Annotated in this window: 11 protein-coding genes and 1 pseudogene; 7 read left to right on the top strand and 5 right to left on the bottom strand. The window is 47.3% G+C overall.

Going from position 1 to position 14511, the window contains the following annotated elements; all coding sequences use genetic code 11:
* The first annotated feature begins 73 nt into the window (after positions 1–73).
* Together H6G00_RS02745 and H6G00_RS02740 are read left to right on the top strand one after the other, a co-directional pair.
* Positions 74–2074, top strand: coding sequence for a nitrate ABC transporter ATP-binding protein (locus tag H6G00_RS02745; protein ID WP_190795532.1), 2001 nt, complete (start codon positions 74–76; stop codon positions 2072–2074).
* 205 nt (positions 2075–2279) lie between these two features.
* Entirely contained in the window at positions 2280–3122 is an 843-nt protein-coding gene (locus H6G00_RS02740; protein ID WP_242042094.1) for a nitrate ABC transporter ATP-binding protein, read from the top strand.
* Between the two features lie 188 nt (positions 3123–3310).
* On the opposite strand, the gene H6G00_RS02735 is transcribed toward H6G00_RS02740, so the two are convergent.
* From H6G00_RS02735 to H6G00_RS02725, 3 genes are all read right to left on the bottom strand, one after another.
* Positions 3311–3808: an anthrone oxygenase family protein gene (locus H6G00_RS02735; protein ID WP_190795530.1), complete on the bottom strand. Its 498-nt coding sequence runs from the start codon at positions 3806–3808 to the stop codon at positions 3311–3313.
* A gap of 273 nt (positions 3809–4081) precedes the next feature.
* A complete protein-coding gene (locus H6G00_RS02730) occupies positions 4082–5203 on the bottom strand; it encodes a hypothetical protein (RefSeq protein ID WP_190795529.1) in 1122 nt (373 codons plus the stop codon).
* 519 nt (positions 5204–5722) lie between these two features.
* Positions 5723–6613, bottom strand: coding sequence for a LysR family transcriptional regulator (locus tag H6G00_RS02725; RefSeq protein ID WP_190795528.1), 891 nt, complete (start codon positions 6611–6613; stop codon positions 5723–5725).
* A 127-nt stretch (positions 6614–6740) separates the two neighbouring features.
* Between H6G00_RS02725 and H6G00_RS02720 the strand changes: the two genes are divergently transcribed.
* Complete coding sequence (locus H6G00_RS02720) at positions 6741–7445, top strand: pirin family protein (RefSeq protein ID WP_190641242.1); 705 nt, start codon at positions 6741–6743, stop codon at positions 7443–7445.
* A 379-nt stretch (positions 7446–7824) separates the two neighbouring features.
* Here the strand turns inward: H6G00_RS02720 and H6G00_RS02715 are convergent, their stop codons facing one another.
* The gene (locus tag H6G00_RS02715; RefSeq protein ID WP_242042093.1) at positions 7825–9831 is read right to left on the bottom strand and encodes an iron uptake porin; all 2007 of its coding nucleotides are present in this window, start codon (positions 9829–9831) and stop codon (positions 7825–7827) included.
* A 940-nt stretch (positions 9832–10771) separates the two neighbouring features.
* Here H6G00_RS02715 and H6G00_RS36490 point away from each other — a divergent pair.
* The 3 genes and pseudogenes from H6G00_RS36490 to H6G00_RS02700 form a co-directional block, all read left to right on the top strand.
* Positions 10772–11079 (top strand): annotated as a pseudogene (locus tag H6G00_RS36490) (helix-turn-helix domain-containing protein); the annotation flags it as partial.
* 586 nt (positions 11080–11665) lie between these two features.
* Positions 11666–12172: a hypothetical protein gene (locus H6G00_RS02705; RefSeq protein WP_190682442.1), complete on the top strand. Its 507-nt coding sequence runs from the start codon at positions 11666–11668 to the stop codon at positions 12170–12172.
* 128 nt (positions 12173–12300) lie between these two features.
* Positions 12301–12711 carry a response regulator gene (locus H6G00_RS02700; protein ID WP_190641239.1) on the top strand — a complete coding sequence of 137 codons (411 nt, stop codon included), beginning with the start codon at positions 12301–12303 and terminating at the stop codon, positions 12709–12711.
* A gap of 81 nt (positions 12712–12792) precedes the next feature.
* Here H6G00_RS02700 and H6G00_RS02695 read toward each other — a convergent pair whose 3' ends face one another.
* Positions 12793–13464, bottom strand: a complete 672-nt coding sequence (locus H6G00_RS02695; protein WP_242042092.1) for a DUF305 domain-containing protein — start codon at positions 13462–13464, stop codon at positions 12793–12795.
* Between the two features lie 249 nt (positions 13465–13713).
* Between H6G00_RS02695 and H6G00_RS02690 the strand changes: the two genes are divergently transcribed.
* Complete coding sequence (locus H6G00_RS02690) at positions 13714–14310, top strand: CHRD domain-containing protein (RefSeq protein WP_190795526.1); 597 nt, start codon at positions 13714–13716, stop codon at positions 14308–14310.
* Positions 14311–14511 lie beyond the last annotated feature (201 nt).

Raw genomic sequence — 14511 nt, 5'->3', positions numbered from 1 at the left:
ATGCTGCGCCCCTACACCCTTCTGAATCGCATTAAACCTCACCCTTCATTCTTCATCCTTTATCCCTAAACCTATGTCTACCTTTGTTGCTGTTGACCAAATTGAGAAAGTATTTCCCCTGAGTGGCGGGGGCAGTTATGTTGCCCTCAAAGGAATCGACCTCCACATCAAAAAAGGGGAGTTTATTTCCCTGATTGGTCACTCGGGTTGCGGTAAATCTACATTGCTCAATATGATTGCTGGATTAGACTTACCAACCGAGGGCATTGTGACTCTGGAGGGAAAGCTGGTAAAGCGCCCAGGGCCGGACCGGATGGTGGTGTTTCAAAATTACTCACTGTTGCCCTGGATGTCAGTACGCGAAAACATCGCGCTAGCGGTCGATGAAGTCTTGGCAGCCTTACCCAAACAAGAACGTCGGCAGATCGTAGAACAGCACATTCAAATGGTTGGGCTGCAACATGCCGCAGATAAGCCGCCGGGTCAACTTTCTGGTGGAATGAAGCAGAGGGTGGCGATCGCCCGTGCTCTTGCGACCCGTCCTAAACTCCTGCTATTAGACGAACCCTTTGGTGCATTAGACGCTCTAACGCGAGGCAATCTGCAAGAGCAGTTGATGAAAATCTGTGAGGAGAACGAAGTGACTGCCGTAATGGTGACTCACGATGTGGATGAGGCTGTTCTCCTCTCTGACCGAATTGTGATGCTCACGAATGGCCCTGCCTCTAAGATTGGTGGAATTTTAGAGGTAGATATTCCTCGTCCCCGCAAACGAATGGACGTAGTGAGTCATCCCAGCTACTACAGCCTGCGGTCTGAGCTAATCTATTTTCTCAACCAGCAGAAGCGAATTAAGAAACTGCGGGCTAAGAAGACAACGGCGATCGCCCGTCACGGGCTAGAAAAAGTGAATCTTGAACTGGGTTTCGTACCACTCACGGCCTGTGCCCCGATCGCAGTTGCTAAAGAGAAGGGCTTCTTTGCCAAGCATGGTTTAGATGAGGTCAGCCTGGTACGTGAAACAAGTTGGCGTGGCGTTGTCGATGGGATTGCAGGTGGATATCTAGATGCAGCTCAAATGCCAGCAGGAATGCCAGTTTGGCTAACAGCAGGCGGGCATCAAGACCAGCCATTACCTATGGTGAGTGCACTCACGATGACTCGCAATGGTAACGCCGTGACACTCGCAAGGAAGTTCTATGAACAGGGTGTGTATAGCGCGACCGACTTTAAGCGCTTGATTCTCGAAACACCTGGTCAGCGCCATACATTGGGAATGGTACATCCTTCTTCGATGCACAATCTGCTGCTGCGTTACTGGCTTGCTACCAGTGGAATTGACCCTGATCACGATGTTTCACTCACCACGATTCCGCCAGCTCAAATGGTTGCTGACCTAAAAGCTGGAACTATTGATGGATACTGCGTGGGTGAGCCTTGGAATCTTCGTGCTGCGGTTGAGGGTACTGGCTTCACCGTTGCAACAGATTTAGAAATCTGGCTTGGTCATCCTGGAAAGGTATTGGGCGTGCGAGAGGATTGGGCGATCGCTTATCCTAATACTCACATTGCCCTGATCAAGGCCTTGCTGGAAGCCTGCCAATACTGTGCGAATGAAGCAAATCACCAGGAAATCCAGCAGATTCTCTCTGCCAAGGCTTATGTCGGAACATCGATTGACTACATTAAACTGGGTGATCCTAATACTCAAACTTGCAGCCTGGAACAACCCATGCGCGAATATGCTCACCACCTGTTTTATGGGGAAGGAGTCAATCGTCCTAGCCGCACCGAGCATCTGTGGATGATGACGCAAATGGCCCGCTGGGGAGATATTCCTTTCCCGCGCAACTGGTTGGAAATTTTGGAGCGAGTTTGCCGGGTCGGTGCGTTTAGCACAGCGGCACGAGAGTTAGGAATGTTGGATATCAAATATCATCGCGGCCCAATTGAGCTATTTGACGGCGCTAAGTTTGATGCCGAAGATCCAATCGGTTACCTGAACGCTCTTTCGATCAAACGGGACTTTAGCGTGGCAGAAGTCATGCTTGATTCTCGCAGGACTGCCGCTTGAGAGGATGCCTGAGAAGTAGCTCATGCCTTGTGTCAGGGCGAAGCATTCGGCAAGCAATCGTCTGGAAATCACGAAACATTGTTGCCCGAATGCTTCGCCTCAAGCAAATCTCCCAACGGTAAATCTTAATTAACTCCCTGTAGACAGGCAAACAAAATCTCTACAGGGGTTTGCTCCAGACGAACCACCACTACCAGTAATGCAAATGCTAAAACAAGTTGAAGCCAAGTCCGTAGCGATCTCTCAGCAGCCTCAAGGCAGGTCTTTTTTGGAGATTGCTAACGTCTCAAAAGTTTATCCCACTCCAAAGGGGTTCTATCCGGTTCTACAAGATGTCAACCTCTCTATTAAGCAAGGTGAGTTTATCTGTTTAATCGGACACTCTGGCTGCGGCAAAACCACGTTGCTCAATATGGTTTCCGGATTCAATCAGCCCAGTCAAGGAAGTGTGCAGATACGCGGAAAGTCAATCACAAAGCCGGGACCAGACCGAATGGTGGTGTTTCAAGGATACGCACTTCTACCCTGGCTGACTGCATTTGAGAATGTTTACCTGGCAGTGGATTCAGTCCATCCCAAGAAGCTAGAAGCCGAGAAACGGGCAATTGTGCGGGAACATTTGGCAATGGTTGGCTTAGCAGATGCCGCAGACAAAAAGCCCCCCCAACTCTCCGGTGGAATGAAACAGCGGGTGGCGATCGCCCGTGCCCTAGCAATCCGTCCTGAAGTATTGATTTTGGATGAACCCTTTGGCGCACTCGACGCGATTACCAAAGAGGAACTTCAAGAGGAACTGTTGAAGATCTGGAATGACCACCGCTGCACCGTGTTGATGATTACCCACGACATTGATGAAGCGCTGTTCTTAGCCGATCGCCTAGTGATGATGACCAACGGTCCCGCAGCTACGATTGGTGAAGTGATGGAGATTCCCTTTCCTCGTCCGCGCGATCGCACCCAAATTATGGAAGACCCGGAATATTATGACCTCCGCAACCACGCGCTAGACTTCCTCTACAACCGATTTGCCCATGACGACACTGAGTAACTAACCACTTCAGAAAATGCGCTCGTTAAGCTCCCCTTTAGAGATTTTCTAGAGGGGACATCTATTTGTAGTGATTCTGAGGAATTTGAGGATGTTTGACCATGACAGTGACTTTGCCAAACGAGTTTTAGAGATGGAAAGCCGTCACTAAGCTGAAACAATGTTGATTAAACGCTGCCGCTCACCTCTCACTTCGCTGCTGGATAACAAAGGGCGATTGTGAGTAATACTGCTGCTGCCAATGCCGCAATGGTTCTAACATGATTCCAGATTGTCCAGTTAGTGAGGTAACTTGCCCACAGGTCAGCCCCTTCAGGACTATCAGGTCTGGCGATCGCCAATGCATCATTCAACGGCACATTAAATGCAATGGTTACCAAAACAGTGCCGATTAGGTAAAGTAAGCTGCCGACCAGCAAAAACACAGTTCCCGGCGGATGCCATCTCAACGAGGAGATAGCTAGAAACAGGCAAGATATCGCCGTGCCAAAGAAGGCAAGAAAAAACCAGGGATTAATTACCGTAATATTAATCGACTGCATGGCAGCAATACCTTGAGCGGGCTGAAGTTGAGCCAGCGCTTTCATCACAAAAGTGGAGAAGGCAAAAAAGACACCCGCTATGAGCCCACAACCCAACGCTGAAAATAGCTTGACTGCAAAAGACCAGTGATAAACAGTTACCATATCTAGCACCTCATCCCTTGATTAACTAAGCAACTTAGATACGACCCTTGAACGATACTTCTTCAGCTTAGGAAAACCTGCAAACATTCAGCTATCTGGTTTCTGTTCTACTTGTAAAATCTTGCGGTCAACTTTGTGCCGCAAATGCCTACAGCAGGTTCAGTAAATCCTAAAACAGCTTTTGGTCAGCGATCGCGAGTTACACTCGGCACACCTACGATGTCGGATAAAGAGTTAGCAAATAGTTCCAAGAACTATCCTCTCGTCTAGCTTTTAGCCAAGATTAATACCTAAGTTATTGAGCAACATCCCAGCAAACTCTTGCAGCAAACCAAGAAAAATAGGCAGCAGAGGAGCCGGAACAGTGAGCAAGAACTGCCGAAAGGTTTGAACGTCGAAGGGCCATACAGGAAACTCATCAGTAAACTTATAGAAATCGCGTAATCCTTGAATTTTCTCGGTTCCCTGCTTCAAGATTTCTGCGTCTCCAGCTAAGCTTTCGTGAATTCGGGAATAATCAGCGTGAAACTGTCGAGCAATTTTGTGGAGAAGTTCTTCCTTAGCCTTCTTCATACCCCTATGGGCAGCCAACAGCGGACTATAAAAACAGGCTGTTGATAAAACGATGTGTATTGGAATAATCAAATGAACAAACCAATAAACTTTTCCAACACCCTGAGTCACAAACTGATATTCGATTAGACCAACCATGATGCCTAAAACAGCAGCAAGATAAGCAGTTTTTAAGGAATAGTTGCTGAGCGAGTGAAGCCCACCACAGCGGTCAGGATGCAAAGGATTAATGTTAAGGTCTTTTTCTTCAAAAATGCGATGAAGAATTCTGATATTGGTAATGAGAGTAAGTACCAACATACTACCGACGTACACACCCACAAAAGTGGCGATCGTGACGGCTAAGTTTGGTAGTACCCCAGCACCATACCAGTTATTCTTCAAGCTGGGTTGGCTAATAAAAACGAAAACACTGTAAGCAACTGCACAACCCAGAGCTATGTACTTATGCAGCTTTTGATAATAGGGATTCAAAACAATTGCATCAATCTCCGCTTGTTGAGTCGTCACAACATCAGACTCTTCGAGATCTTCGATGACATCACTGATTGCCTCAAAGCTCCATAAGTAATACCCTAAAACGACTGGATTAATAAGTAGTGTCCAGAACCAGGGAAACCAGTCTTGTAATAGTCCGACTTGTTCTCCTTGAGTCCACAGCGTATTGCTGATCCAGGCAACCAATAGGTAAAAGATAGAAACGATTGGAATTGACAACAGTCCAAAGACAACGGGAATAAGATTGCATTTTTTGATTAGCAAAGTTGCAACTGGATCAAAGCGGTAGAAGCTTCGCCTTTGCGGAGATTTTTGGCTTGTCATTTATCGGTCCTGAAGTTCCTAGTTAGGAGATTGATGTAGCTATTTTTGACCCATGAAACAAATAACTATCAGCTAATACCGTTTCTATAGCAGCCTTGAGGAGAATTGGTATAAAAACCATTATTTCCCTCTCTAAATAGGAGAGTTAATGGAATCAATGTTGGCTGCGTTTCTATTGATACTTCCACTAGGGCGTCACTTAAGCATTTTGACTTGCTTGAAGGCTGGGATAGCATTTTGCACCTGCTCGCTCTAAGGTTGACTAGAACTAAGATAACTACAGCTATGACAAGTTGGCACCTTAGATTAATAATTTTTTGATACATCTCTCCTACTGTAGTAATAACGTTTCTTTAAAGATCTGTCCCACCCGAATACCCGCTCCGCTTAACGAGCGTTACCGTCACCATACTTCACCGTCATTTGGGCTTGAAAGCTCCGACGAACCATCCCACTCATCTTGGAGGGAGCCAAACGTAGATCGTCAATTTGAGAAGCAGTAAGTGATTCTGAAATCTCCTAGTGAGAACCAAATTGCTGTTGGAGGAAGTCAACGAGTAGCCGAACCTTGGTAGAAAGGTGACGATTGACGGGATAAATCACGTAAATTGAGAGTTCAGTCGGGTGGTAGTCTGGCAGCACAACCTGAAGTTTGCCCTGCTGGAGTTCTGGCTCTACGATAAATCGAGGCAGAAGTGTAATGCCTAGCCCTCGAACTGCGGCATCTCTCAGCACTTCACCATTGTTAGAGCATAATGTGCCTTTGACGGAGAAAGTATGTTCTCCATCGGGTCCGATGAGTGTCCATTGATTTTCGAAAGCAAGCTGTCCGTAATGCAAACAGGAGTGATGCCGCAGTTCATTAGGATGGGTTGGAATGTTGTGAGCTTCAAGGTAGGTGGGCGAGGCACAGAGTACCCGTTGAGCTGGAGCAAGGGTGTGAACGATTAGGCTGGCACTCGCTTGGGGTTTGGCAATTCGCACGGTGATATCAAAGCCTTCTTCGATTGGGTCAACAAAGCGATCGCTCAACGTCAACTCCACCTGAAGATCGGGATACTGCACCAAAAAGTTAGCCAGAGCAGGAGACAGATGCATTATGCCAAACGACATCGGTGCATTGATGCGCAGTCTTCCTTTGGGTTCCTTTTGAAGCTGAGTGAGCGATCGCTCTGCCTCTTCTAGACTGGCCAAAATCTCTACACACCGTTCATAAAAGGCTAGACCCGTTTCGGTTGGAGTCACGACTCGCGTACTGCGGTGCAGCAACTGCACCCCCAGATCATTTTCTAGAGCAATTACCAGTTTATTGACCGCCGATCGTGACAGTCCCATGTCTCGTGCAGCCGCCGCAAACCCGCCTGAAACCACGACCTGAGTAAAAGCGCGAATCCCATCAAACTTGTCCATAGCGTAGAGATTGTAGATTTTTTAGATACAATATGTCTTTAATTTAGTATATTGTCTTTTCAGAAGATTCAATCCATAATAAAAGTATTCCAAAAGCAATTCAACCGCTGAATCAGGAGGAATCCAGATGATTACCATTCGACCGGCTCAAGAACGTGGCGCTGCAAACTTTGGTTGGCTCGATAGTCGTCACACTTTCTCCTTTGGCAACTACTACGACCCCAGCTACATGGGTTTTGCTGATTTGCGCGTGATTAATGAAGACAAAGTAACTCCTGGAAAGGGTTTTGGCACTCACGGACACCGTGATATGGAAATCATTTCCTATGTGCTTGAAGGTGCATTAGAACATAAAGACAGCATTGGCACTGGCTCAGTGATTCGTCCTGGAGACGTGCAACGGATGTCTGCTGGCAGTGGAATTCAGCACAGTGAGTTTAATGCTTCCAACACTGACCCGGTGCATTTCCTGCAAATCTGGCTTCTGCCCGAGAAAAAAGGAATTGAACCAGGCTATGAGCAAAAAACCTTCTCTGATGCAGAAAAGCGCGGCACACTGCGGCTAGTTGGTTCTCGTGATGGTCGAGATGGCTCAATTACGATTCACCAAAACGTCGATCTATATGCCAGTGTTTTGAGCGAAGGAGATACTGCAAACCACACGCTGGCAGACGGACGGGTTGCCTGGGTGCAAGTGGCACGGGGTGCCGTTCAGCTCAACGGTCAAACCCTCACCGCAGGGGATGGAGCGGCTATCTCGGAGGAATCTGAGATCACGCTTCAAGGAGCCGCTGAAGATGCAGAAGTGCTGTTGTTCGATATGGCAGCATAGTGGCGATCGCTAACTAGATGTCCCCTTAGGGATTAAGAGCTGCGACTTCTTTAAGAAGTCGCAGCTCTCAGCATTTCACCATGACTACATTACTAATGGGTAATTCAAGGTTTGATACAGTGAACAATAGGTGATGATCGGGAGGACTGGCAAATGGTTCAACAACCCCCAACACAATCCGACTCGATGCAAAAACATTTGCCGCCGCTGCAGAGTGGCGATCGCCTACAAAAGAGTCCTTTGCTAATTAGGAATTGAATCAGAGAATTTTGGCTAGCAGGGCGTAGCACTCGGCAGATAAACCTTGGGATAAACCGAGGATTTTACCGAATGCTACGCCCTTAGGGGCGGTATCTGCTACTTTTCAAACATTCTCCTGTTAGAAGCGGAACACGGTTCTCAGAACACCAATGATCGCATCATCATTATCAGCGTCGTGGTTAGGCGCAGTTAGCCAAATTACGCCAGGGGTAATTTCAATGTTGTCTGACAGCCGATACTTGTAATACGCCTCTAAGTGTAGTGAAGTGTCGGGGTCAGTTTCTCCACCGTTGACTGAGTCGTCGATCTCCGTGAGTCGAGGTTCCATCCCCACCAGGATGCCTCCCAGATTGCCTTCACCACCCAGGTCAGGGAAGGCGACGCTAGCTGCCCACGTCCATACATTTCCATCCCCTCTACCGATGTAGCGGTGGTTAGAATAGCCAACCCATCCACCGACAGCAAGACCAGGAGTCAGGGTGAACGTACCAGAAACGCCGTAGGAATTGACAGAAACAGGGCGATCGAACGTTTCGTTTGCCAGGTTACTGCCTGTGGCAGGGCCAAAAAACTCATCGGAAGGGGTGTAGCTGTTGATGTAGCTCAAGCCAATCCGTAAGCGTTGATCAAATCCATAAAAGATTGCCTGAGCGAGTGCGCCGTACTTACCGTTAAACAAACCACTGCCGGGGTCAGGGTTGCCTGCATCGGGCACGAGATAGCCCAAGTTAATTTCAATATCGTCGGTCAAGAAGTGCCTGATACCGAAACCTGCCCCTGAGGAATAGTTGTAAATCGGGTTACGCAAGGCAAACAGGGAAACAGCACTGCCGTCGAGGTAGGGGGTGAGTTGGGCAGATGCGTCTAAGTCAACAAATCCGTTGCCTGTGGCGGCAAGGTAAATGTTGGTGCGATCGCCCAGCGGGAAGCGATAACGCAATAGCCCTAGTTGGAACTCATTGTCACTGTCGCCGTCAAATTCGACTCGTCCTTCATTGGTTTGCAGCACACCCTCATTAGTGCCACCTAGAGGAGTGATGTTATTTGCCTGGAAACGAGTAGTCAACAGGTCTTCACCCGTAAAGCTAGTTTCCAAGTTTAGCCGCACCCGATAACCAAAGGTAGGATTGCGATCGATTGGTTCATCATTAGCGTTGTTGCCATCTATGACGCTAACTAGTCCAAAAATCACCTCACCATTTAATACTGTAGTGGTAGAAAATTGGTTGGCTTCCAGTTCAGCTGTTCGTGCTTCCAGCACATCGACTCGACCGCGAAGGGTTGCTAATTCAGCCGCAAACTCTTCTTGCAAGCGTTGCAACGTTGCCAAATCTTCTCGCGTGACAGCTTCTGCCAAGCCAGCCGCAATCAACTCATTGACTCGGTCGAGGGCAGCATTAAGTCCAGCCGCAAATTCATATCGAGTCAGGGCACGATTGCCCCGAAACGTGCCATCGGGATAGCCTGCAATGACGCCGTATCGCTCAACTAAAGACTGCAACGCTTGAAACGCCCAATCGGTGGGTTGCACATCAGAAAGTTGAGAGACGGAAGTTAGCTGCCCCATCCCCTGAGAGTTTTCAGGTGGATTAGCAAGTACTTCAACTTGAGTATCACTTGGAGCCACCGTTGACTGGGCAACTGACTGAGCGACTGGCTGATCAACTGGCTGATCAACCGACGGAGCTACAATCGACTCATTTGATACTGGTTCAGTTAATGCTGGGAGCGATGCAGCTGTAGAGTGTTCAGCAAAAGCCTCAGAACTAGCTTGAGAGCTATTTTGCAAATTTGCTTGAGGATTAGTTTGTAAATCGGGTTGAGAATCAGTCTCTAAACTAAATAGACTTTGAGAAATTGAATTGCTGTTTGGATTAACGGCGGTACTGTTAACAGATGCTATTGGCTCAGCAGCTTGTTCAATAGCTGAATTATGATTCTCACTAACACTTTCAAAATCAGCTATTTCAAACTCGGTTTTAGGTGCGATCGCTGCATTCGTTGCTCCATTCTCATCTACCACTACCGAATCGGCCTTCACAGGAGAAGACCCGATCAAACTGCCTGCTGCTACGAGAGAACTAACGAGTAGGAAGGATTGAGAGAGCCGTAGAAGGTTATACATTTTTTCCACCACACTAAAAGCTGCCCCTCAACGCAACTGTTGAAGAGTCAGAAGGTAATTTGCCTACAAGAGACGTTGATCAAACTCACTCAAGTTGAAGATCTCAACTGATGAACCTGGAATTTAAGGTTTGGACCCCTACCTTCCAGATGACTTCCCTTGAGCCAAGATTTGAGGGTGCTTGGTTCAAGACAAGTTTGAGCATCAGCACTGTCTTTTATGCCCAGATCTATCCTTCACCAGCAATCAACCAGTGAGGTAAGCAACGAGATCGGAAGCGATAAAACGGATACAGTCTATCTCAACCTCAATTGAGATGGAAACGGTGCAGGAATAAAGCCTCTAGTTAGAGACTAAGCCCTGCATTCTCTTGTTCACAGTTTAGGTGTGAACGTCATAGCTGGATTAAAGGAAGGATCTTTAACTTTGAGTATTTCGTATCGCTTTTAACTCACTGTTGGACCTAGAATACTGCCTCCCCTTATGGTTAACTTCTACCTTAAGAGTTAGACAATCTCACGCCAGCGATACAGTTCATTAAGGAACATTGTGATCAAGTGTGAAGTTTCCCAGAGCGATCGCTACGGATCTTCTGGGCAATAGGGTTTACACTGACAGCATGATCCCAAATTCATTCATCTAGCATCTACTGTTTGTGTTTGTCCGTGTGTCTATTTGGAGGTTGGAGCCTCTTCATAAAACAGGAGTTCTACATCATAAGCTAGGAATACATCTCACTTTCACTATTGCCATTAGGGTTGACTCTATTCAACTAAGTCTAACTAGCTCACTTAATTAGCTAGCTGAAAACTGTGATTGCTATCGGGACTTATCATCAAAGGATTTTTATGGGTTTCCACCTGATGATTCAACCACCGACGGAGGCATTACAGGATGGCACGAGCCACCCAATAGAGACAAGGACGATACCAAAAGGGCAATGAGAAGGTCTGAGCCAAAGTACAACTCGCCGGTAGAAATCACGCTTAAAGTGATTGGGGGTAAATGGAAGTGTGTCATCCTATGGTGGTTGAGGCAGGAAACAAAGCATTTTAGCGAGTTGAAACAGCTAATGCCCGGCATCACTCACAAGGTGATGACGCAACAGTTGCGAGAACTGGAGGCGATGGCTTGATTCGTCGCAAAGCCTATCGTGAAACTGCGCCTCGCATTGAATATTCGCTCACGCCTTATGGTGAGACAATTCGCCCCATCATGGAACTGATGTGTAACTGGGGCAAAGCACACCGGCCCGAATATCGATCTAGCTTCATGCCGTTTGGCAGTTTGTGCGTCCTGGTGGTTTCACCACTGGCAGAAGCCGATCGCCTTCTAGAATCTTTGGAGGACCACGGATTTTGGGCAATTGTAGTTACTCCCAAAGTGGCGATCGTCAAACTTGATCAGCTTCAGCCAAATGTTGTGATCATCGATACTAGTTTTGTCGAAACAGACGGACCTGCTTTGATGAATCAAATTAAAGCAGTCGAGAACGCTCAGAGTAGAGAAATCTTGACGATCGCTCTAACTGCCTCCAAGCTTGAAGATGACTTTTTGCAAAACGTTCAGCTTTGCCTCACAAAGCCCGTTCAGCCCGCAGAAGTAGTCGCAGCGATCGCCAACTTAACTCATTAATTCACAAATTAATTCACGAGAGTGTAACTAAAGCAGATCTTGAATGCCTCAAACCAATAAAACCCGAACCTTTGGCAGAGACGCTGCCCAGCACAAATTAGTTATAAAGATATCCAAAGGACTAGAGCTACTCTGACTTTGGGGTAGGTTGTTTGACAAGTTTGTACAGGCGTGTGCTTCTGGTAGGGTTATAAGCAACATGAGTGTTGATACATCGTCTGAACAGGGATTGACCAGAAACGTGAGTGACCTAACGTCAGGAAGTCGCCCAAGCGAGAGCATCGAAACCACACAGTTGATGCACGCAACGACTGACGAGCCGGCTTCTCAACCTTTGACAAACGCAGTCTGGACTGAAACCGCGATCGCTCAGTCTACCTCTGAATCTACTCGATCAGAATTTAAAGCTACGGATGCTGCCTGGTTGTTGCTGCCGCTTTGGTTTGCCATCGTTTGGGTTGTACTGTTTTTTGCCTTCTCGGAAGGCTTTCGATTTACCCAGAGCAGACTTAAGAAGCTTCAACCTGCTAGCCAAATTCCCTGTAAAAACTGTCGCTTTTACACTAGCAGCGCCTACCTTAAGTGTGCAGTGAATCCGCTAGACGCAGCTACGGAACGGGCGATCGCCTGCTCTGACTTTGACTCTAAGCAAACAGAAGATTCAAGCCATTCCCCCCCTCGGAACAACGATGTAAAACTCCGGTAGGCTGCGAGCAGCGGGCAAGCGGCTAACAAATGGCAACAATGCTTCTAATGAGTGAGGACAATGAGTCTTCAAACGACGACAATCTAGTTTAAATAGTCTTTTAAGACTTGATACCTGGTTGTTGTCCTATGGTTGCTCTGTTGAATGAGGTAGCTGTCACCGCTGACAGAATTCTGGTTGTAGATGATCTTCCAGATAATTCATTTCTACTCAAGGTTCTTTTAGAGGAGGAAGGGTATCGGGTCGAAGTCGCAGATAGCGGCTATGCAGCTCTAGCTAAAATTGCAGAAGAACCGCCAGATTTAGTGTTACTCGATGTCATGATGCCAGACATGAGCGGTTTTGAGGTAACTCGACAAATCCGTCAAAATCGCCAGCTTCCGTTTATTCCCATCTTACTGATTACAGCGTATGACCAACCCAAGGCAGCAGAAGGGTTTGAGGTGGGTGCCGATGGCTTTTTACGTAAACCAATCGAGTATGAAGAATTACTAGATCGGGTACATTCAATCCTTCCTCCTCGCCAAACTCCAAACTGAGGTCAAACTCAAAGAAGCGGCATCGCTCCCTATTTGAGGCAGGAATGAAGCGATACCGCAATGACTATTAGCTATGCCAAACTATTGCCCATACCAGCTTTGCTTCCATTGATTCATCTGATCAATTTCAGGCTGCTGACTGTCAATAATCTCCTGAGCTAGCTGCTGAATTTCGGGGCGATCGCTCTTTTCTAGCGCCTCTTCAGCCATTGTCACTGCCCCTTCGTGATGAGGAACCATTGCGTCAATAAAACGCAAGTCAAACTCTTCATCAGCAGATCCTAAATCGATATTCATCGCCATGCTTGCCTTCATCTCTTCAGTCATTGGCATCATGTGATCTGCTTCAGCGTGATACATCATTGGTTCATCTGCTGCATCCGGATACCAGGCTTGTCGCCATTCCTGCATTTGTTGAATTTCTTGCTCTTGAGCGGCGATAATCGCCTGGGATAATTGCTTAATTTCATCCCGACTGGATTGCTCCAACGCGGTTTGTGCCATTTCGACAGCCCCCTGATGATGCAAAATCATCGCGTCAATAAACCGCAGGTCAAAGCTTTCATCGGCAGGGCCTAAATCCATATTCATGGCATGTGCACCGTGGTTCATCCCTTCCATTGCGGTACTGGATTCTTGGCTGACCTCAGGTTGGGTCGAAGATTCGGAAGGAGAACAGGCAGCAAGTCCAAATGACAGAACGGTTAACGAACCGCTAAGGGTTAGTGCTAGTAGAGTGCTTCTGAGTTTCATAGTTTTCTGCTTCATACTCCTAACTCTTTACAGACAAGAACACATCTTTTGGCTCTAAGACTATCCATCAGATCTAGTTCAGGTCTGATTCTTGTTTTAGAGCCTCCAGTTGACTGGAAAGTCAAGCAATTTTTAAGTTCCAGTCAAAAAAAGAAAGATCAATCCAATTGGAAGTTGAGCTCGTAGATAAAGACAGTGGTTTCTCTGAGTAGCCGACCCGTTAACTTTCTAACTGTGAGGAAATTTCTCATGAAGCAATTGTGGATGATTGGTCTTTTGGGTGCAGGTTTAGCGATCGCCCCCCAAGTTGCACAAGCAGCAACCTTCTCCTATTCCGTTCCGCTAGAAGCTGAGCAAGAAGTCGCGCCTAACATTAGCACCAGTTCAGCTCAGGGTACTGCAACAGGAACACTAGTTGGAGACGTAACAAGTTGGGTATTTAACTACACGGTCGAATACGCTGGATTGGAAGGGCCGCTTGCAGACGGACATATTCACCTTGGCGAGCGCGGCACCAATGGTCCTGTGGTTCACTTTCTGGACAGCATCGACAGTTTTAGAGGCACCACATCAGGTACCATCGTCGGAGACTATACTTCCAACGATGTACTTGCCGCAGGTGTAGTGACTCCCGACGTAGTTTTCAACAGTTTCTTAGCGGGTGGCTACTATTTCAACGTTCATTCCGCAGCCTTCCCTGGCGGTGAAATTCGCGGTCAAATCGAATCCTTTGAAGCAGCTGAATCTGTTCCAGAACCCGCTATGATTTTGGGAATACTAACCGTTGGCACACTTGGACTCATTTCTCGCTCAAAGAAGCACCGGGATGAATTGAAAGTTAACTAATACCGTTTCTACAAAAACAAGCTACAGATGGAAGGGCACCCCGCGACGCGGGGTGCCCTTCCATCTGTAGCCTTAATTAAAGGGACCTTACCCCTCTTTCATCACTCTAGGCGGAGGAAAATCGATGAGGCACAGGATGAGGAAGCCATCCTGAGAACTGGTTAATGCACTGGATTAATCTCACAAAGCCAGAGTGTAAAC

This window comes from Leptolyngbya sp. FACHB-541 (genome assembly GCF_014695875.1).
GTDB lineage: Bacteria > Cyanobacteriota > Cyanobacteriia > Elainellales > Elainellaceae > JAAUTN01.
This window is presented reverse-complemented; position numbering and strand designations above follow the sequence as displayed.